An 18,998-nucleotide genomic window follows, 5' to 3' on the forward strand; every position below is an offset into this window, starting at 1 on the left:
GGTGCGGCCTAGACTCGGCGGGGTGGATGACCAGCACCGACTTCTCCTGATCGACGGCCACTCGATGGCTTACCGAGCCTTCCACGCGCTGCCGAAGGACAACTTCAAGACGGGCACCGGTCAGCACACGAACGCGGTGTTCGGCTTCACCTCGATGCTCATCAACCTGCTCAGGGACGAGGCGCCGACGCACATCGCGGTCGCGTTCGACCTGTCCCGGCAGACGTTCCGCAGCGAGGTGTACGCGGAGTATAAGGGCAACCGCAGCGCGACGCCGGACGAGTTCAAAGGCCAGGTCAGCCTGATCGAGGACGTGCTCGCCGAGCTGCGCATCCCGACGCTGACCAAGGAGAACTACGAGGCCGACGACATCATCGCCACGTTGGCCACGCAGGCCGAGGCGGCCGGTGGCTTCGACGTGCTGATCTGTACCGGCGACCGGGACGCCCTGCAGCTCGTCACCGAGCACACGACCGTGCTGTACCCGGTCAAGGGTGTGTCCGAGCTGGCCCGGTTCACGCCGGACGCGATGCTGGCGAAGTACGGCCTGACGCCCAAGCAGTATCCGGACTTCGCGGCCCTGCGCGGCGACCCGTCCGACAACCTGCCGAAGATCCCGGGTGTGGGCGAGAAGACGATCACCAAGTGGATCCAGGAGTTCGGCTCGCTGAACGACCTGATCGACCGGGTCGACGAGGTCAAGGGCAAGGTCGGCGACAGCCTGCGGGCGAACCTGTCGTCGGTGATGCTCAACCGGCAGCTGACCGAGCTGGTCCGGGACTTGGAGCTGCCGTTGAAGCCGGCGGACCTGGCCGCGCAGCAGTGGGACCGGGACGGTGTGCACCGGCTGTTCGACGAGCTGGAGTTCCGGGTGCTGCGGGACCGGCTGTTCGCCACGCTGACCACGGCCGAGCCCGAGGCGGAGGCCGGCTTTGAGGTCACGGCCGCGACGGTGTCGGAGGGCGCGCTGGGTGCGTGGCTGGCTGAGCACGCCGCCAAGGGCAAGCGGACCGGCCTGTCGTTGCGGCACACGGGCCTGCCGGGCGCGGTCGACCTGCTGTCGGTGACGGTCGCGGGGATGGACGGCGACGGCATGTTCGTCGACGTCACCACCTTGGCCGAGGCGGACGAGCAGGCCCTGGTGGAGTGGCTCGCGGACGCCGAGGTGCCGAAGGTCGCGCACGCGGTGAAGCTGGCGCTGCACGCGATCGCCGGGCGCGGGTGGACGTTGGGCGGACTGGCGATGGACACCGAGCTGGCCGCGTACCTGGTGCGCCCCGGCCAGCGGTCGTTCGCCCTGGACGACCTGGTGTTGCGGCATCTCAAGCGTGAGCTGCGGGTGGAGGACGTCGACGGCCAGCAGCAACTGTCGCTTTTGGACGAAGAGGACGAGGGCGAGAAGCTCGCTGCCGCCGAGGTCGTGCGGGCGCGGGCGGTCGCCGAGCTGGCGGACGCGTTGTTCACCGAGGTGGAGGCGACCGGCGGGACCAAGCTGCTGGCCGAGATGGAGCTGCCGCTGCTGCAGGTGCTCGCCGAGCTGGAGGGCATCGGCATCTGCGTGGACGTGGAGCACCTGGCCGCCCTGGAGGCGCATTTCGCGTCCCGCGTGAAGCAGGCGGCCCAGGACGCGTACGGCGTGATCGGCAAGGAGATCAACCTCGGCTCGCCCAAGCAGCTGCAGGTGGTGTTGTTCGACGAGCTGCAGATGCCGAAGACCAAGAAGACCAAGACCGGCTACACCACCGACGCGGACGCGCTGACCACCCTGTTCGAGCAGACCGCGCACCCGTTCCTGCAGCACCTGCTTGAGCACCGGGACGCGTCCCGTCTGAAGACCACAGTGGACGGCCTGATCAAGTCGGTCGCGGACGACGGCCGGATCCACACCACGTACAACCAGACCATCGCGGCCACCGGCCGGCTGTCGTCGACCGAGCCGAACCTGCAGAACATCCCGATCAGGACCGACGAGGGCCGCCGGATCCGGGACGCCTTCGTGGTCGGCGCGGGCTACGACGAGCTGATGACGGCCGACTACAGCCAGATCGAGATGCGGATCATGGCGCACCTGTCGGCCGACAAGGGCCTGGTGGAGGCGTTCAACTCCGGGTTCGACTTCCACGCGGCCACCGCGGCGCACGTCTTCGGCGTCGGCCCCACCGAGGTCTCCGGGGCCCAGCGCGCCAAGGTGAAGGCGATGAACTACGGCCTGGCGTACGGCCTGTCCGCGTACGGCCTGTCGCAGCAGCTGAGGATCTCCACCGAAGAAGCCCGCGCGCTGATGGAGAACTACTTCGAACGCTTCGGCGGGGTCCGCGACTACCTCACATCCATTGTGGACAAAGCACGCCGGGAGGGCTACACCGAGACCATCTTCGGCCGCCGCCGCTACCTGCCCGACCTGAACTCGGACAACCGGCAACGCCGCGAGATGGCCGAACGGATGGCCCTGAACGCCCCCATCCAGGGTTCCGCGGCGGACATCATCAAGGTCGCCATGCTGAACGTCCAACGCGAACTGAAGAAAGCCGGCCTGCGCTCCCGAATGCTCCTGCAAGTCCACGACGAACTGGTGCTCGAAGTGACGGCCGACGAGAAACCCCAGGTGGAGGAGCTGGTCCGAAAGGGCATGGGCAGCGCCTACCACCTGGACGTCCCCCTGGACGTCTCAGTCGGCTTCGGCCGCTCCTGGAACGACGCGGCCCACTGAGAGAAGGACTGGGGGCAAACCCAAGTAGAGGTTCGGTTTTACCTGGGGCGCGGCGGGTCCCCAGGTCAAACCGAACCGGAAGGGTCGGCGAATGAGCGGGAAAGTCCCGGGCGTAGTGCACCTGCGCCGAGCGAAAGACCTGATGGACCGGGACTACGCGGCCCCGCTCATGCTCGAAGACCTGGCCAGGTCGGCCAACTGCTCCCGGCACCACCTGGTCCGCTCGTTCCGTGCCGCGTACGGCGAGACCCCGGGCCGTTACCTCACGACGCGCCGGATCGAACGCGCCAAGGACCTCCTGCGGTCGGCCAACCTGACCGTCACCGAGATCTGCGTGCTGGTCGGGTTCACCAGCCTGGGCACGTTCAGCCGGCGGTTCACCGAGATCGTCGGGATGACGCCGACCGCGTACCGGGCCCAGCACCCGACGTCCGCTCCGATCCCCGGGTGCTTCCTGATGACGTGGACAAGGCCGGTCAATTTCGGATAAGGCGGAGTCCCCGGTGTCCGATTAGCGTTCCCGGCATGATCACACGACTCACCCACACCACCATCTGGGTTCTCGACCAGGCCGCCGCGAAGACGTTCTACACCGAGAAGCTCGGGTTCGAGGTCCGCCAGGAGATGAAGACCGAGCAGTACAGCTGGCTCACGGTCGGTCCGGCGGAACAGCCGGACATCGAGTTGATCCTGATGGAGCCGGGGCAGCCGGCGCACGACCCGCAGACCGAGAAGCAGATGCGGGAGCTGCTGGCGAAGGGCGCGATCGGCGGCGCGGTCTTCCAGACCGACGACTGCCGTAAGACGTTCGAGGAGTTCTCCGGCCGCGGGGTGGTCTTCACGCAGGAGCCCGCCGAACGTCCTTATGGCGTGGAGGCCGTGTTCCGGGACGATTCGGGCAGCTGATTCAGCCTCACCGAGCCGCGTCCGTGGGATCCGAGCAAGCCTTTCTCCTGATGACGAGTTCGATGCCGTCGAGCAGGCGGTCCAGGCCGAAGTCGAACGCGGTGTCGGCGACTTCGCCGTAGATCTCCCCGCCGAGCGCGGCCACTTCCGGGTAGTCGCCGCCGTACAGCACTTCGGACAGGATCGGCCCCTGCGCCGACCAGAACTGTTCGTCCGAGATGCCGGTCTGCTGGGCGACCATGGCCGCCTCGATCGCGGTCCGGGCGGTGCCGGACACGTAGTTGCTCACCAGGCCGATCACGTTGACCCGGTCCACGTCGGTCAGCCCGAGGCCGGCCAGCAGCCGCAACGAGGACTCGAAGCCCTTCAGCGAGTTCGGGCCCAGCAGCGGCCGGCCGGACGACACCTGCAGCAGCCAGTTGTGCCGGAGGTACATGGCCCACTGGCCGCGGGCGATCCGTTCCAGGCCCTTGCGCCAGCCATCATCCGGGTCGGGCTGATCGAGGTTCTCGCCGTAGACGCGGTCGAGCATGACGTCGATCAGTTCGGCCTTGCTGGGCACGTACCGGTAGAGCGACATCGTGCCGACGTTGAGTTTGGTCGCCACGTGCCGCATGGACAGCCCGGTGATGCCCTCGGCGTCGGCGAGTTCGATCGCGGCCTGCGCGATCCGCTCGACGGTCAGGCTGGGTTTCGGGCCTCTGCTGGGGCGTTCGCCCTTGCCCCACAGCAACGCCATGCTGCGGGTGACGTCGCCGGCGCCGCTGTATTCGCTAGTCATTTGCGTTCATTCTAGAATTGGGTACAGTGTACTCACTACTTCGTACAGTGTACCCAGTTTTGGAGGTGGCGATGACGGCGGCAGTGCTCGCCGAGGGCATGCGGAAGCGATACGGCCGGATGAACGCCTTGGACGGCTTCTCTCTAACAGTGTTAGAGGGAACCGTGTGCGGGCTGCTCGGGCCGAACGGTGCGGGCAAGACGACCGCGGTGCGCGCGCTGACCACGTTGCTGCGGTTCGACGCCGGACGCGCCGAGGTGGCCGGGTTCGACGTGGTCAGGCAGGCCGCCGAGGTGCGCTACCGGATCGGGGTGAACGGCCAGGAAGCCGCCGTCGACGAGATCCTCACCGGCTGGGACAACCTGGTGATGTTCGGCCGGCTCTACCGCCTGACCGCGAAGGCCGCCCGGCGGCGGGCCGGTGAGCTGCTGGACCAGTTCGGCCTGACGGACGCGGCGGGCAAACCGGTCAAGCAGTACTCCGGCGGCATGCGGCGACGGCTCGACCTGGCGGCCAGCCTGATCCTCGCGCCGCGGGTGCTGTTCCTCGACGAGCCCACGACCGGCCTGGATCCCGGCAACCGCAACGAGGTCTGGCAGGCGCTGCGCACGCTCGTCGCCGACGGCACGACCGTGCTGCTGACCACGCAGTATCTCGACGAGGCGGACCAGCTCGCCGACCAGATCGCGGTGATCGACAGCGGCCGGGTGATCGCCGAGGGCACCCCGGACGAGCTGAAGTCGAAGATCGGCGGCGACCAGGTCAGCCTGGTCGTGCCCAACATCGACGACCTGCCGAAAGCCGCCGACCTGGTCGCGCGCGCCACGGCGGCCGACGCCCAGGTCGAGCCGGACACCCGGCGGATCTCCGCGCCGGTCCGCGACCGGATCGCCGCCTTGACCGACGTGCTGCGCGTCCTGGAGGACGCGGGCATCGACGTGGCGGACATCGGTCTGCGGCAACCCACTCTCGACGAGGTGTTCCTGAACCTCACCGGACACAAGGCGGCATCGTGATCATCCCCCAGACGGCCGGGCAACGACTCCGGTGGACGGCGACGGACGCGTGGGTGCTGACCGTCCGGACCCTGACGCACTGGAAGCGGCAACCCGGCATGATCGTCGCCGGCCTGATCTTCCCGATCGTGTCCGTGGTGCTGTTCGGGTACGTGTTCGGCAGCGCGATGGCGGTGCCCGGCGGCGGTGACTACCGCGAGTTCCTGCTGCCCGGCATGTTCGGCCAGACCATGGTCTTCGGCATCGCCACCACCATGACGGCGGTGCTGAACGACAAGTCGAAGGGGGTCAGCAACCGGTTCCGGGCCATGCCGATGTCCCGGTCCGGCGTGGTGGTCGGCCGCAGTCTCGCGGACATCCTCAACTCGACGCTCGAGCTGATCGTGCTGATCGGGTGCGGCCTGGTCGTCGGCTGGCAGTGGCGCGGCGGGTTCGGGGACGTGCTCGTGGCCGTGGTTCTGTTGCTGTGGCTGCGGTTCGCGGTGGTCTGGCTCGGCATCTACATCGGACTGGTCCTGCCCAGCCCGGAGGCCGGCGGCCTGGTCTGGGGCCTGCTGTTCCCGGTCACGATGCTGGCGAGCACGTTCGTCGCGCCCACGCTGATGCCGGGCTGGCTCGGCGCGATCGCGGAGTGGAACCCGTTGTCGGCGACTGTCGGCGCGGCCCGCTACCTGTTCGGAAACCCTGGCCTGACAGGGGATTCGTGGGCGGCACAGCATCCGGTGCTGCTGGCCGTGCTGTGGCCGGCGGTGCTGATCGCGATCTTCCTGCCGTTGTCGGTCCGACGGTACCGGCGGATCAGCGGATGACCTGATAACTCTCATAGTGGACGACCGAGTCCAGCGGCAGCCGGGTGCGCCAGCCACGACGTTCCAGGTCGGGCGTGTCCTGCAGCCGTTGGACCGGTCCCACACAGAGCCACGCCACCGGTCGTACGGCCGGCGGAATGTCCAACAGGTCCCGCAGGAAGTCCTCTTCGTAGAAGCTCACCCAGCCGACGCCCCAACCCTCGGCGGTGGCCGCCAGCCACAGGTTCTGGATCGCCAGGCACACCGAGTACAGGCCGGTTTCCGCGATCGTGTGCCGGCCGAGCACGGCGGGCGCCGCACGGGCCGGGTCGTACGTCACGACGATCGACAGCGAGGACTCCAAGATCCCCTCGATCTTGATCCGCGCGAACGTCTCGGCCCGTTCCCCGCTCAACTCCGCGGCGAACACCTCGCGTTGTTCGGCGACGTGCTTGCGGAACGCCCGGCGCGTCACGTCGTCGCGCACCACCACGAAGTCCCATGGCTGACTCAAGCCCACGCTTGGCGCCGCGTGCGCCGCCGCCAGCACGCGGCGCAGCACCTCGGGGTCCACTTCCGCCCCGGTGAACTCCGCCCGCACATCCCGGCGACGCTTGATCACTTCGTAGAGATCCACATTCCGAACGCTACCTTGCGGAATCGCAACCGCTCGGTAACCTGAGGCGATGCCGCCCCAACAACGTGCGCTGGTGCTCGGTGGTACCGGCATGCTCGCCGGATGCGTCGACGCCCTGGTGGACGACGGCTGGCTGGTGGTGTCCCCGAGCCGCCACAAACCCACGGAGACCCACAACGCGATCTGGGTGCAGGCGGACTGGTCCGAACCCGACACCCTCGCGGAACGTTCCCACATCGCGCTCGGCGGCCCGGCCGATCTGTTGGTCGCCTGGGTGCACGGCAGTTTCCGGTTGCCCGTCCTGCGCGCGGTCAGCCCACTGCTGGCCGAGGACGCCCCCGTCGTCGAGGTGCACGGCAGCGCGTCGGCCAACCCGGTCCGCGGCTGCCCGGACCCGGTGCTCTCCGAGCATCCGACCCAGCAGGTGGTGCTGGGTTTCCTGCGGCACGGCGGCCGGACGAGATGGCTGACCCACAAGGAAACCGTGGACGGCGTGCTCGCGGCGGTGCGCCGGGCGTTGGACGGCCGGCAGCGCGAGGTGCACCAAGTAGGGGAATTCCGCCCTTGGACAGCCCTGCACTAAGGGTTGGGCAGGCCGCGCCCACCCCCTTGGCGCGGCCTGCCCTGGCTCAGGGACGCGGGATCCGCCCGCGCACGCCGTTCGGAAGTTCGTAGGGGAACCCGTCGTCCAGGGTGTCCTGGAAGATCGGGTACCGGAGATAGCCGTCCCTGATCAGGACTGAACCGCGTGGCTCGATGTCGGACTTGTGGAAGGATTTCCCGCCGTCATCGCTGACGTAGGTCACGCCGCTGGACACGTACGTCAGCTTCCCGTCCTGGACCACCGGGGGGTGCAGGACGATCTGGGGTTGGGCGTCGCCCGGCCCACGCCAGGTGTGCTCCCACGTCCGCCCGCCGTCGGTGCTGCGGAAGACCGCGAGCAGCGTCGGGTCGATGGAGCCCTGGTCGATCAGCGTGGCGTACACGGCGTCCGGACCGGTCGTCAGGTACGGCAGGCTCAGGTCCGGCAAGGCCATGTCGAGCTTGCCGGTCTGCCAGCTGCGGCCGTTGTCCCGGCTGGAGGCGACCATCCATATGCCGGCGTCGTCCACGCCGTTGACCCACCACGTGCCGGCGGCGTCCGCGAACTGCTGCGTCGTCGCCACCCGGAACGGCGGCTGGCCGGCCAACGTGGCGACCGTGCCGGAGTCCGGCCGGATCACCTGGACACGCTGCGGACACGTTTCCTTCGTGACTTGATAGCACCCGTACGCCAGGATTCCGCCCGGTGGGATCGCCGGGATCGTGCCCTGCGACTCGGCCGGGACCTCCTGCCAGGTCGTGCCGTCGTCCTTGCTGAACCAACGCTTTTGCGGGAGGCCGCCCGTGATGAAGAGCAGAGAACGTGGACCTAGCGCCCAGAGGGAGCCGGTCGCTTCGATCGACCGCCCGCTCGGCAGCCGCTTTGTCTGCCAGGTCCGGCCATCCTCAGTGGTCTGCAGCACGTCGTTGGCGCATCCCCCGCAGCTTGACCACATCGCGACACCGTGCGTGCTGTCGTAGAAACTGAAGAACGGCGGGGAATTCACCGGCGGCACGACCGCGTCGATCGTCGGACCCACTGCGGGTGCCGAGTCCGATGTCTTGCGCAGCAACGGAACCGCGATCGCGACCAGGGCCACCAGCACGACCGTGACCAGCTGGGTGCGTCGCCGCGCCGTGCGGCGGCGGGCGCGTTCGATCACATCCCGCATGTCCGGCTGACGCGTCGACTCCGACAACGCGCGGCGCAGGCTGGTGAATTGGGTGTCCAGGTCAGGCATTCTCCACCTCGCGGTCGATGGCGAGCTTCTCGGCGAGGGCGGTACGAGCCCGCGACAGACGTGACTTCACGGTGCCGACAGCGATCCCCAGCACCGAAGCGACTTCGTCAACCGGCAGGTCCGCCAGGTAGTGCAGCACCACGACCGCCCTGTGGTCGACGGACAGGCCACGGATGGCCGCGTGCAGCTCGGTGTGTTCCCCGACCCAGACCGGCGGTGGCGGAATTTCCTTACGCAGCAACCGATCCAGCGTCATCCGCCGTCGGCGGCGGCGCTTCGCGAGGTGCACCGCCACGGTGTGCAACCAGCCCCTCGGATTGTCCGTGGCACGCACCCGGCGGCGTCGGCTGTAGGCGATCGCGAAGGTCTCCTGCGCGATCTCCTCGGCGTCCCCCAGGTCGCCCGTCAGCCCGTACGCGGTGACCACGATATGGCGGTAGCACCCCTCGTACAGCTCCGCGAACCACTCGTCCGTCACGACATACAAGAGGCACGAGTGGCTCCACAGGTTCCCTACGAGTTCGGGCCGAGTCCTCGCACCAGCATCATCACGGATTCCCGCACTTCAGCGCGGGTCCGTTGGGGTTGGAAGACCTGCCAGTCCAGGGCGACCACGAGCAACGTGCCGAACAAGGCCGCCGAGGCCGTGCTGACCTGCACTCCCGACGGCAGCCGGTCGGCGTCCGCCAGGCGCTGCACGTGCTGCTTGATGATCGAGATGATGTCGTCCCGCAACAGTGTCAACGTGCCGTGCCACTGGCCCGGTGTCCGCCACAGCTCGCTGACCAGCAGCTGGGCGAACGCGGGATAGTCGGCGAAGAAGCCGAGGCACTCGTCGACCAGGTCCTCCACCTCGTCGGCCGAGTGCAGCCGCGTGGCCAGCAGGTCGACGCCGTACCGCAGCAGGGCGTCGACCAGCCCGTCCTTGGAGCCGAAGTTGTAGTAAACCGTGCCCTTGGCGACGCCGGCCGAGGCCGCGATCTCGTCGACGGTCAGCCCGACCATGCCCTTGGCGCCCGCCAGGCGCAGCGTCGCGTCGAACAGTTTCTGTTTCGTGGCTTGGGTTCGCGGGCTCACAACACCAGCTCCGGCTTGAGCCGCGCCGGCGTCCACACCCGTTGCCGTGCGGCGGCCACTGTGGACACCGCGAGCCCGCCGACCAGGTATGCCGCCAGCACCAGCAGGTCCTTCCAGACGGTCGACACCGAACCACCGTAGAGCAGGTGGCGCATGCCGTCGACCACGTAACCCATGGGCAGCACGGAGTGCAGCGGGTACAGCACGTCCGGCAGGGTCTGCCACGGGAACGTGCCGCCCGAGCTGATCAGCTGCAGGATCAGCAGGACCAGGCCGAGGAACTTGCCGACCGCGCCGAAGAAGCTGTTGAGCGCGTGCAGGATCGCGGTGAACGTCAGCGACGCGAACGCCAGGAACGCCAGCGCGGCGATCCAGTTGTGCGCGTTGATCCCGACGACCGTCGTCACCACGGTGAACAGCAGCACGACCTGCGCCAGGCCGAGGCCGGCGGCCGGCAGCCAGCCGCCGACGGCGACCCGCAGCGGGCTGTGGCCGGCCGCCAGCGCCCGGTTGGACAGCGGCTTGAGCAGCAGGAACAGCACGAACGCGCCGATCCACGTGGCCAGGCCGAGGAAGAACGGGGCCAGGCCGCCGCCGTAGCTGCCCGCACGGACGTCGCCGACGGTGTTGATCGCGACCGGGTCGCCGATGGTCCTGGCGGTCGCGTCCCTGGTCGGGTCGTCGGTGTGCGGGATCTGGCCGAGGCCCTGGTTGAGGCCGTCGCGCAGCTGGGCCGAACCGTCGGCGAGCTTGGCCGTGCCGTCGGCGAGCTTCGTGGTGCCGTCGACCGCGGTCTGCTCGCCCGCGGAGAGCTGCGCGGCGCCGTCGGTGAGCTTGCCGGCGCCGGTGGCGGCCTGGCTGATGCCGTTCGCCAGGGCCGGGGTCTGCGTGGCGAGCTGCTGTGCGCCGTCCGCGACCTGCTTGGCGCCGTCGGCGAGCTTGTTGAGCTGCGCGGACACGGCCTGCACCTTGCCGTTGGCGTCGTCGATCGGCTGCCGCGCCTGGCCGAGCGCGGTCATCACCTGCTGGACCTGGTCCTCGGTGAACCCGGCCGCCCGCAGCCTGGTCGCGATGTCGCCGTTGAGCTTGTCCAGGTCACCGACGAACCGGTTGGCGACGTCCGCGACCTTCTGACCGGTCGCGGCGATCTGCGCGTCGCCCGCGGCGACCTGTGCGGCGCCGTCGGCGAGCTTCGCCGTTCCGGCGGGCAGGTCCTTCGTCTTGTCCCGCAACGTGTTCAGGCCGGTGTTCAGCTCCTTGGTGCCGGCCGCCAGCTGGACCGCGCCGTCAGCGAGCTTGCGCTGGCCGGCACTGAGTTGCGCGGCGCCGTCCCGGGCCTGCGCGGCGCCGTCGGCGAGCTGGGTCGCGCCGTTCGCCGCGTCCTGTGTCTTGGTGAAGATCGTGTTGAAACCGACCAGGAACTTGTCCGCCGCGGTCGTGCCGACCTCGGCCGCGACCGACTTGCGCACCTCGCCGACGACCTTGTCCGCGATCGTGCCGACCAGGTAGTTGTTCGCGTCGTTGGTGCTGACCGTGATCAGGCCCTGGCGTGGCTTGAACTCACCGCTGGAGGTCAACGCGGCGGTGAAGTCCGACGGGATCGTCATCGAGAACGAGTACTCACCGCTGCGCACGCCGGCGTCGGCGTCCCGCGCGTCGACCCGGTGCCACTGGAACGCACCGGACTTCGCCAGGTTCGCGGCGACCTTCTCGCCCGCGTTCTCCTGGTCCGGCGCGCCCTGGTCCTGCATGACGAGCGCGGCGGGAATGGTGGACAGCCTGCTGTACGGGTCGTGGTTGGCGAACAGGTACAGCGAGCCGTACAGCAGCGGCACGAGCACCAGCGCGATCACGGCGAGCCTGGGGAGCCTGCCCGCGGTGATGCGGCGAAGTTCGTTGCGGGCCAAGCGAAACGCGGTCACTGGGGGTCTCCGGGGAACACGGTCAACGGGCTCGGCTGGTCGTCGCTGCCGAGCAGGGCGGGGGAGATGGGCAGGGCCTGCGCGGCGGGCGGCTCACACAGCACGACCACGGCCAGTCCGCGTTCGGCCTGCCGGCGGGCCACCGGCCACCAGGTGGTGTGGTTGCTCGTGTGCCGGTCGGGCAAGTCGATCATCAACGCCCACACCTCCGGCCGGCCGGCCGCGAGCTCGATCAACAGGCGGGTCCGGACATCCGCGGGTACGTTCTCAACACGCTCCCGTGCGTAACCGCCGGCGCCCTGGCTCATCAGCCATTGCTCGGCGCGTTTACGGCTGGCGCGCACGCCCGCGTGCATCAGTTCCTCGGCAACGGCGTCCCGTAGCTGCAGGCCGTCCTCGGGTTCGTTCACCTCGGGCGAGTCGACGAGGGCGACGTGCTTGCGCAGGGCGGCGTCGTCGCCGCGGCCGTCGAGCGTGACGGCTCCGTGGGACGGCCGGATCCGGCCGCCCATGGCGAGGGCGAGCGAGGTGTGGCCGGCGCCCGGCTCACCGGTGACGAGCGCGAGCTCGCCGCCGCGGACGCGCAACGACGTCGGGCGCAGCAACGGACCGTGCGGTCCGTCCACGCCGACTCGTTCGGCTCGAATCTCCACCGTGCTCGCCGGCCTCTCTTTGAACTGACTGGTCAGTACAAATACTGCGCCGGACGAGGGCCGTGGGCAAGTTGAAACGGTGTGATCCGTGGCGCAGAAACCCGGTTGACCGGGTCGTGACGATCACACCGTGGACATTGTCGAGACCGCGGTGGCCGAGGCCGAGCCCATGCTGCGCGAGTACTACGCCGACATCATCGCCCGCTACCGAGGCCGCCCCGCGACCCGGCGGGAGATCGAGGAGACCCTGGTCGACGAACCCAGCGAAGACCTGCTGCTCCTGCTCGCCCGCGACAACGACACCGTCCTCGGGTGCGTCGGCCTACGGCTAGCCGTGCCGTTCGCCGAAGTGAAACGGGTGTACGTGCGGCCGGAAGCCCGCGGCCGAGGCGTCGCGTCAGCCATGATGGCCGCCGTCGAGAGGATCGCTTTGGCCCACGACTGCCGGACCATGCGCCTCGACGTGCGCGACGACCTGGTCGAAGCGCGCGCGTTGTACGCCAAGTGCGGGTACGTCGACGTCGAGCCGTTCAATGACGACAAGTACGTTGGCCACTGGCTGGCCAAGGAGCTGTCGGCAACGGGAAAGCCACTGGCATGGAACCGGCGACTGGATGAGGTGGCCCACCCCGGAACTAACGCAGGGCCGACGCCGGACGGGTCTCCCATATTGTCCACAGTGGACGATAACCCTGCCGGGCCCAGAACACCGTCGACAACGGGTTCGGCGGATTGAAGTAGAGGAACGTGCGCTCCGCGCCGGCTCGGGCGAGTTCCTGGTGCACCACGGACATCAGTTCGCGGCCGACTCCGGTGCCGCGGGCGTCCGGCGTCACCGAGAGGCTGTTGACGTAGCCCCAGCGGCCGTGCGGGAGCCGCGTCTCCGACCAGCTGCCGGCGGTCGAGTCGCTGAACCAGCATTCGGCCAGCGCCACCGCGATGCCGTCCCGTTCGGCCAGGAACACGGGGTCACCCTGGGCGATGTGCCGGCCCAGGGCCGCTTCCTTGATCCGGCGGGAGCCCGCCCGCAACACTGTTCCGCCGACCTGGGCCGAGTACTCCAGTTCGGCCGTCGCCAGGGCCAGCGCCACCTCCATGTCGGTGGTGCGGGCCCGGCGGACGGTCAGCGCGCCCGGCGACAGCACCGGCGGCCCGGTCCTGATGGCCAGTGTGGACAGTGGGACCAGGCCGTGGGCGAGGAAGGCCTGGGTGGCCCGCGCGTCCCGGCTGGGCCAGGTGACCAGGCAGGACGAGTCGGCGCCGGGGGAGCGCCGGGACATCATCAGCTGCCACTGGGTGAGCAGTTCGGGCATCCCGGCCGCGCCGACAAGCGGGTGCAGTTCCCAGACCCGCAGCGCCGACCACAGGCTCGGGGTCGACTCCGGGGACAGGGTGGACGCCACGACCACGCCCGCGGCCCGTTCGCCGGAGGGCAGGGCCGCCGTGATCACGTCGCCGTCCGGCGGGTGCACCGCCGCGGGCAGCATCGGGTCGAGCCGCGCGAACCACGCGGTCTGCGCGTCGACCAGGCCGTCGGTGAACCTCACCCGGCCCTCCGGCAGCAGAAGATGGCGGTACCCGGGAACAGTTCGCCCCGCAACGGGCTCCACTGACCCCATTCCCGCTCGTACCCCTCGGGCCACTCCGGCTCGATCAGGTCCGCCAGCACGAAGCCCGAGCCGGTCAGCGCGCGTATGTAGTCGCCGAGGGTCCGGTGATGTTCGACGTACGTGGCTCGGCCGGACGCGTCCACCTCCACATACGGGGTGCGGTCGAAGTACGACGTGATCACCTGGAGCCCGGCCGGCCCCGGGTCGTCCGGGAAAATCCACCTGATCGGGTGAGTCACCGCGAACACCCACCGGCCGCCCGGCCGCAGCACCCGGAACACCTCGTCGAACACAGGCCGGACGTCGGCCACGAACGGCACCGCGCCGAACGCCGAACACGCGACGTCGAAGCTCGACGACCCGAACGGCAACTGTTCGGCGTTCGCCCTGATCAACAACGGGGTGATACCGGTCACACTGTTCAGTCGGGCCGCGTGCCGCAACATGCCCGCGGACAGGTCGACCGCGGCCACCCGGGCGCCCTGCGAGACCAGCCAGCGGGCGCACGGCGCCGAGCCGCAGCCGACCTCAAGGACGTCCTTCCCGGCGACGGGTCCGAGCAGCCCGAGATCCTGTTCCCGCAGGCCCTCGGGGCACCAGAGGAAATCCGCGTCGCCAAGGGTGGGGCCATGGTCGGCTAGGTAGTCGTCGGCGTCCGCGTCCCACCACGCGATGTTGGCGGCCACGGACTCCGCGGCGTCGACGCGTCGCCGTGCGGGCCCCACCGTTCCGAGGGTAGTTTGGGCTCCGGCGTATCGGTCGTTGTGGGTCTCCACGCCTGCTCCTTCCGGGCATCCGGTTTGCCCGACGATCGCGCGGGCGCGTACGATACCGCCCGCGCGGTGAATTTCGCGCTGCCTGCTGTTCAGGTCAGGGAATCTGGGAATCGGGTTGCGCGTCTGGTTGTTGAACCCTGTGCATGATCACTCAAGACAGGGCGCACGCCGTTGAGCCGCGCGCACGAACCGCACACCCAACAACCCCAATCCGTACCGGAGCAACCCACCTAATGTCCACCGACACCACCATTGTCCCGGCTGCCAGCGCGCCGAAGCAGCAGGTCGCTATCAACGACGTCGGGACGGCGGAGGACTTCCTCGCCGCGATCGACGCGACGATCAAGTACTTCAACGACGGCGATATCGTCGAAGGCGTCATCGTCAAGGTCGACCGTGACGAGGTTCTTCTCGACATCGGCTACAAGACCGAGGGCGTGATCCCCTCGCGCGAGCTCTCGATCAAGCACGACGTCGACCCGAACGAGGTCGTCAAGGTCGGCGACGAGGTCGAGGCGCTTGTTCTCCAGAAGGAGGACAAGGAAGGTCGCCTGATCCTGTCCAAGAAGCGCGCGCAGTACGAGCGGGCGTGGGGCACGATCGAGGGCCTCAAGGAGGCCGACGAGCCCGTCAAGGGCACCGTCATCGAGGTGGTCAAGGGTGGTCTGATCCTGGACATCGGCCTGCGCGGCTTCCTGCCCGCGTCGCTGGTCGAGATGCGCCGGGTGCGCGACCTGCAGCCGTACGTCGGCCGCGAGCTCGAGGCCAAGATCATCGAGCTGGACAAGAACCGCAACAACGTGGTCCTGTCCCGCCGTGCCTGGCTGGAGCAGACGCAGTCCGAGGTCCGCAGCGAGTTCCTCAACCAGCTGCAGAAGGGCCAGGTCCGCAAGGGCGTCGTGTCCTCGATCGTCAACTTCGGCGCCTTCGTCGACCTCGGCGGCGTGGACGGCCTGGTGCACGTCTCCGAGCTGTCCTGGAAGCACATCGACCACCCGTCCGAGGTGGTCGAGGTCGGCCAGGAGGTCACCGTCGAGGTGCTCGACGTGGACATGGACCGCGAGCGGGTCTCGCTGTCGCTGAAGGCGACGCAGGAGGACCCGTGGCGCCAGTTCGCCCGGACCCACGCGATCGGCCAGATCGTCCCGGGCAAGGTCACCAAGCTGGTTCCGTTCGGCGCGTTCGTCCGGGTGGACGAGGGCATCGAAGGCCTGGTGCACATCTCCGAGCTGGCCGAGCGGCACGTGGAGATCCCCGAGCAGGTCGTGCAGGTCGGCAACGACGTCATGGTCAAGGTCATCGACATCGACCTGGAGCGCCGGCGGATCTCGCTGTCGCTCAAGCAGGCGAACGAGGGCTTCACGCCGGACTCCGAGTTCGACCCGACCCAGTACGGCATGGCGGCCGAGTACGACTCCGAGGGGAACTACATCTACCCCGAGGGCTTCGACCCGACCACCGAGGAATGGCAGGAAGGCTTCGACAAGCAGCGCGAGGAGTGGGAGCGCCAGTACGCCGAGGCGCACGCCCGCTACGAGCAGCACATGACGCAGATCCGCAAGGCCGCCGAGGCCGACGCGGCCGCTGCGGTCGAAGGCGCCGAAGCCCCCGCCGGTGGCGAGCAGAGCTACTCGGCCGGTGGCGAGACGCAGGCGAAGAGCGGCGGCACCCTGGCCAGCGACGAGCAGTTGGCCGCGCTGCGGGAGAAGCTCTCCGGCGGCGTCTGAGTTTCAGCTGATCACAAGGCCCCCGCGCGAACCGCGCGGGGGCCTTGCGTTGTCGGTTCGTTACTTTTTCTGGGATAGGCGCGCCATTCACCCATCAGGGGGACTACGGTCTTGACCTTGTGAGTGCCAAGCAATGGTCCAGCGCGTTGGCCGCGCTGGTGGTGGTCGCCGCTCTGGCGGGATGCGGGACGAAGAACGAGCCGCCACCGCTCGTCGTGCCGGTTCCGTCGTTCAAACCGCCCCAGGCGTCTTCGTCCCCGGCCGCCAGGATCGTCGGTGCGCTGCCCACCGGCTGCGGCGCGATCGCCACCCCGGAGGAGGTCGCCAGCGCGGTGGGCCGGGCCATGAACGGCACCACCAAGCTGGTCAACGGCACCCCGGACACCAAGATCGGCCGAACCGCCCGGATCGACTGCTACTACGGCCTCACCGAAGGCCAGCAACTACCGGACGCACCCGTCGCGGTCGGCCTGGCCAGCTACACCGACGCGGACGCCGCGAACAAACGCGTCTCCTCCACCGTGGACGGCGAGAAACAGGCCGGGGCGAAGGTCAGCGACGTCCAAGTCGGCGCGGACAAAGGCAAACTCATGGTCGGCAAGAAGATCGCCACCCTGGTGGCCACCTACAAAGCCACCACGGTGGTAGTGATCGCCCAACTCGATCTCGTCCCGGAGGCCCAAGCCCCGTCCGTCCTCGGCAAGATCGCCGACCGGGCCCTGTCACCGCACTGACAACGTCATCCGCAGCCCGGCCGCAGTGACGGTCACCGTCCCGTCGAAGGCACTCAGACGCCGTACGATTTTGTCAAGTCCTGGGTCATCTGGCGCGGTTTTTTGAGTCCCCGATATCGTGATCTCCAAGGTGTTCTCGCGCAGGCGCACCCTGATATTGGCCTCGCTCGGTGACGGTAAGGAACTAGTCGTCGACGTTGAGCGTTCGCGAGGATGGAATGTGCGCGGCGCGGCGGAACCCCCGCTGCTTTCGGGTGAGTGCGTGCCACCTTTGTCGGGCGGCGGTGTGGCGGCCCTGCTGTTGGGTGGCTGCGTGGCGGCCTTGCTGCCGGTGGATGGCTGGGTGCCGGGTGGCTGGGTGGTGGATGGCTGGGTGGTGGCCCGGCTGCCGGCGGGTGCCGGCAGCCGGCTGGCGGGTGGCTGGGTGGCGATTCCGCTGCTGAGGGGCGGCTGGGTGGCGGTCCCGCTGCCGGTGGGGTGCCGCTTGTCGGTGAGTGCGGCGTTGATGGCGAAGTAGGCGGCGGACTCGATGGGCGCGGCGAGCCTGTGGGGGAGGTCGATGTCGACCCGCACCGGCATCGGGGTGTCCAGGGCCAGTGCCCGGACGGCGTCGGCCAGGCCGCGTTCGGCCAGCACGGGTGGGTGGATCCCGCGGACCAGGGCGCGCAGCTCGACGAGCGCCTTGGCCGAGTTGTCCTGGACCTTGGCGAGGATCGCTTTGGCGGCGGTGGGGTCGTCGTCGATGAGGCGTTCCACCGCGCCAAGGCCGAGGCCCATGGCCACGAGCCGGGCCTGGGCGCCGTCGTGCAGGTCCCGTTCGATCCGGTGCAGCTCGGACGTCAACGTGTCGGTGGCCGCCGCGCGGGTCGCGGTGAGTTCCTGGACCCGCAGGGCGAGCTGAGCGCTCTTCGTCGGGGCCAGCAGGGCGCGGACCCAACGGGCGTTCGCGCGTTCGCAGGCCGGCGCGACCAGCAGCGCCAGCCACGCCAGCACGATCGCCATGATCGCGCCCAGCACCTGCGAGCCCGCGAACTCGCCGTACCAGCCGTTGCCCCAGTTCTCGGACGTCAGCATCTGCAACGGCACCGCGAACGCCAGGCCCCAGCACGCGTAGATCATCACCAGCGCTGGCACGCCGACCGAGACGAGCCCGACGAGCGGGTCCAGGGCCAGGAACGCCACGTCCCGCCACGTGGCCCGGTCCCGAAGCACCGGGCCGATGTAGGGCCGCGGCACCGGGACGCCGGTCCACTGGCCGACCAGCCGCCGCCGCAGGTCGGCGAGCACCCGTGCCGGCCGGAAAGGGGAGAACACCAGCATCAGCGGGCTCAGCAGCGACAACCCGAAGGCCGACACGCAGTGTGACCACGGGTCGAGCCGGGCCATGAAACCCACCGGGGTGGTCCGCTGAGGCGGCCGAAGCAGCAGCCGGGCCCAGCGGGCGTGCAGCGGGAACACCAGCAGGCCCAGTGGGTCGAGCGCGAGAAAGACCAGGTCACGCCAGGTGGCCCGGTCCTCAAGGAGCCAGATGTACCGCTCCGGTGGCTTCGGCTTCTTGTACAGGCGGTCGTAGAAGCGGTACAGGCCGTCCTCGTCGGGCTCCGGCGGCGGTGGTTCCGGCTGGTACGGCAGGGGGATGCCGGCGAGCAGCCGCCGCCGGGTCGCCACCCAGCGTCCCGCCCGCAGTGTCCACGGGACCAGGAAAACCAGCCCCCACAGGCAGAGATAGAACGTCACGACGTGGGCCACGGCCACCAGCAGGCCCAGCACGGACAGTGCTGCGGTCTTGGCGGCCCGGATCATGGGCCCAGTCTGACCGCATCGTCCGGTCCGGCGCA

At 69.1% G+C, this 18,998-nt stretch carries 19 protein-coding genes; 9 read left to right on the plus strand and 10 right to left on the minus strand.

The window, feature by feature from the left end; genetic code table 11:
- Positions 1-64 precede the first annotated feature (64 nt).
- The 3 genes from polA (at position 65) to EV192_RS40575 (ending at position 3,616) form a co-directional block, all read left to right on the plus strand.
- A complete protein-coding gene (gene polA, locus EV192_RS40565; protein WP_207926617.1) occupies positions 65-2,710 on the plus strand; it encodes a DNA polymerase I in 2,646 nt (881 codons plus the stop codon).
- Between the two features lie 91 nt (positions 2,711-2,801).
- The gene (locus EV192_RS40570) at positions 2,802-3,200 is read left to right on the plus strand and encodes a helix-turn-helix domain-containing protein (RefSeq protein ID WP_132124037.1); all 399 of its coding nucleotides are present in this window, start codon (positions 2,802-2,804) and stop codon (positions 3,198-3,200) included.
- Positions 3,201-3,235: 35 nt separating this feature from the next.
- On the plus strand, positions 3,236-3,616 hold the full coding sequence (locus tag EV192_RS40575; protein ID WP_132124040.1) for a VOC family protein: 381 nt from the start codon (positions 3,236-3,238) through the stop codon (positions 3,614-3,616).
- Positions 3,617-3,623: 7 nt separating this feature from the next.
- Here EV192_RS40575 and EV192_RS40580 read toward each other — a convergent pair whose 3' ends face one another.
- Complete coding sequence (locus EV192_RS40580; protein ID WP_132124042.1) at positions 3,624-4,397, minus strand: TetR/AcrR family transcriptional regulator; 774 nt, start codon at positions 4,395-4,397, stop codon at positions 3,624-3,626.
- Between the two features lie 71 nt (positions 4,398-4,468).
- Here EV192_RS40580 and EV192_RS40585 point away from each other — a divergent pair, with 71 nt between their 5' ends.
- The gene (locus EV192_RS40585; RefSeq protein WP_132124044.1) at positions 4,469-5,413 is read left to right on the plus strand and encodes an ATP-binding cassette domain-containing protein; all 945 of its coding nucleotides are present in this window, start codon (positions 4,469-4,471) and stop codon (positions 5,411-5,413) included.
- Positions 5,410-6,222: an ABC transporter permease gene (locus tag EV192_RS40590; RefSeq protein ID WP_243727376.1), complete on the plus strand. Its 813-nt coding sequence runs from the start codon at positions 5,410-5,412 to the stop codon at positions 6,220-6,222. The genes EV192_RS40585 and EV192_RS40590 overlap by 4 nt, the downstream gene beginning before the upstream one ends.
- Here EV192_RS40590 and bluB read toward each other — a convergent pair.
- The gene (gene bluB / locus EV192_RS40595; protein WP_243727377.1) at positions 6,212-6,838 is read right to left on the minus strand and encodes a 5,6-dimethylbenzimidazole synthase; all 627 of its coding nucleotides are present in this window, start codon (positions 6,836-6,838) and stop codon (positions 6,212-6,214) included. The two genes, EV192_RS40590 and bluB, sit on opposite strands and share 11 nt — an antisense overlap.
- Positions 6,839-6,887: 49 nt before the next feature.
- On the opposite strand from bluB, the gene EV192_RS40600 reads away from it, so the two are divergent.
- On the plus strand, positions 6,888-7,421 hold the full coding sequence (locus EV192_RS40600) for a Rossmann-fold NAD(P)-binding domain-containing protein (RefSeq protein ID WP_132124048.1): 534 nt from the start codon (positions 6,888-6,890) through the stop codon (positions 7,419-7,421).
- A gap of 46 nt (positions 7,422-7,467) precedes the next feature.
- Here the strand turns inward: EV192_RS40600 and EV192_RS40605 are convergent, their stop codons facing one another.
- Genes EV192_RS40605 through EV192_RS40625 form a run of 5 tightly spaced genes read right to left on the minus strand, consistent with a single transcriptional unit; the run spans position 7,468 to position 12,286 of the window.
- Positions 7,468-8,661, minus strand: coding sequence for a sialidase family protein (locus EV192_RS40605; RefSeq protein WP_132124050.1), 1,194 nt, complete (start codon positions 8,659-8,661; stop codon positions 7,468-7,470).
- The gene (locus tag EV192_RS40610) at positions 8,654-9,139 is read right to left on the minus strand and encodes an RNA polymerase sigma factor (protein WP_132124052.1); all 486 of its coding nucleotides are present in this window, start codon (positions 9,137-9,139) and stop codon (positions 8,654-8,656) included. The genes EV192_RS40605 and EV192_RS40610 overlap by 8 nt, the downstream gene beginning before the upstream one ends.
- Positions 9,140-9,174: 35 nt before the next feature.
- Positions 9,175-9,738 (minus strand): TetR/AcrR family transcriptional regulator, encoded by a 564-nt coding sequence (locus tag EV192_RS40615; protein WP_132124054.1) that lies wholly within the window; start codon positions 9,736-9,738, stop codon positions 9,175-9,177.
- Positions 9,735-11,660, minus strand: coding sequence for a YhgE/Pip domain-containing protein (locus EV192_RS40620; RefSeq protein ID WP_132124056.1), 1,926 nt, complete (start codon positions 11,658-11,660; stop codon positions 9,735-9,737). The genes EV192_RS40615 and EV192_RS40620 overlap by 4 nt, the downstream gene beginning before the upstream one ends.
- The gene (locus EV192_RS40625) at positions 11,657-12,286 is read right to left on the minus strand and encodes an ATP-binding cassette domain-containing protein (protein ID WP_243727378.1); all 630 of its coding nucleotides are present in this window, start codon (positions 12,284-12,286) and stop codon (positions 11,657-11,659) included. The genes EV192_RS40620 and EV192_RS40625 overlap by 4 nt, the downstream gene beginning before the upstream one ends.
- 157 nt (positions 12,287-12,443) lie before the next feature.
- On the opposite strand from EV192_RS40625, the gene EV192_RS40630 reads away from it, so the two are divergent.
- Positions 12,444-13,049: a GNAT family N-acetyltransferase gene (locus tag EV192_RS40630; protein ID WP_207926587.1), complete on the plus strand. Its 606-nt coding sequence runs from the start codon at positions 12,444-12,446 to the stop codon at positions 13,047-13,049.
- Here the strand turns inward: EV192_RS40630 and EV192_RS40635 are convergent.
- A complete protein-coding gene (locus EV192_RS40635) occupies positions 12,949-13,860 on the minus strand; it encodes a GNAT family N-acetyltransferase (RefSeq protein WP_243727379.1) in 912 nt (303 codons plus the stop codon). The two genes, EV192_RS40630 and EV192_RS40635, sit on opposite strands and share 101 nt — an antisense overlap.
- Positions 13,857-14,648 (minus strand): class I SAM-dependent methyltransferase, encoded by a 792-nt coding sequence (locus EV192_RS40640; protein ID WP_341770976.1) that lies wholly within the window; start codon positions 14,646-14,648, stop codon positions 13,857-13,859. The genes EV192_RS40635 and EV192_RS40640 overlap by 4 nt, the downstream gene beginning before the upstream one ends.
- A gap of 284 nt (positions 14,649-14,932) precedes the next feature.
- On the opposite strand from EV192_RS40640, the gene rpsA reads away from it, so the two are divergent.
- Together rpsA and EV192_RS40650 are read left to right on the plus strand one after the other, a co-directional pair.
- Positions 14,933-16,426, plus strand: a complete 1,494-nt coding sequence (rpsA, locus tag EV192_RS40645) for a 30S ribosomal protein S1 (protein WP_132124060.1) — start codon at positions 14,933-14,935, stop codon at positions 16,424-16,426.
- A gap of 119 nt (positions 16,427-16,545) precedes the next feature.
- On the plus strand, positions 16,546-17,160 hold the full coding sequence (locus EV192_RS40650; RefSeq protein WP_132124061.1) for a hypothetical protein: 615 nt from the start codon (positions 16,546-16,548) through the stop codon (positions 17,158-17,160).
- Here EV192_RS40650 and EV192_RS40655 read toward each other — a convergent pair.
- Entirely contained in the window at positions 17,149-18,963 is a 1,815-nt protein-coding gene (locus EV192_RS40655; RefSeq protein WP_165960888.1) for a histidine kinase, read from the minus strand. The genes EV192_RS40650 and EV192_RS40655 overlap by 12 nt on opposite strands.
- Between the last annotated feature and the right edge of the window lie 35 nt (positions 18,964-18,998).

It is taken from the genome of Actinocrispum wychmicini, assembly GCF_004345645.1.
GTDB lineage: Bacteria > Actinomycetota > Actinomycetes > Mycobacteriales > Pseudonocardiaceae > Kibdelosporangium > Kibdelosporangium wychmicini.

What these genes read in the sequence shown, in the direction of transcription:
- EV192_RS40580 (WP_132124042.1), bottom strand. Translation starts at nt 4,397, where the DNA reads ATGACTAGCGAATACAGCGGCGCCGGCGACGTCACCCGCAGCATGGCG.
- polA (WP_207926617.1), top strand. Translation starts at nt 65, where the DNA reads ATGGCTTACCGAGCCTTCCACGCGCTGCCGAAGGACAACTTCAAGACG.
- EV192_RS40585 (WP_132124044.1), top strand. Translation starts at nt 4,469, where the DNA reads ATGACGGCGGCAGTGCTCGCCGAGGGCATGCGGAAGCGATACGGCCGG.
- EV192_RS40605 (WP_132124050.1), bottom strand. Translation starts at nt 8,661, where the DNA reads ATGCCTGACCTGGACACCCAATTCACCAGCCTGCGCCGCGCGTTGTCG.
- EV192_RS40655 (WP_165960888.1), bottom strand. Translation starts at nt 18,963, where the DNA reads ATGATCCGGGCCGCCAAGACCGCAGCACTGTCCGTGCTGGGCCTGCTG.
- EV192_RS40570 (WP_132124037.1), top strand. Translation starts at nt 2,802, where the DNA reads ATGAGCGGGAAAGTCCCGGGCGTAGTGCACCTGCGCCGAGCGAAAGAC.
- EV192_RS40600 (WP_132124048.1), top strand. Translation starts at nt 6,888, where the DNA reads ATGCCGCCCCAACAACGTGCGCTGGTGCTCGGTGGTACCGGCATGCTC.
- EV192_RS40575 (WP_132124040.1), top strand. Translation starts at nt 3,236, where the DNA reads ATGATCACACGACTCACCCACACCACCATCTGGGTTCTCGACCAGGCC.
- rpsA (WP_132124060.1), top strand. Translation starts at nt 14,933, where the DNA reads ATGTCCACCGACACCACCATTGTCCCGGCTGCCAGCGCGCCGAAGCAG.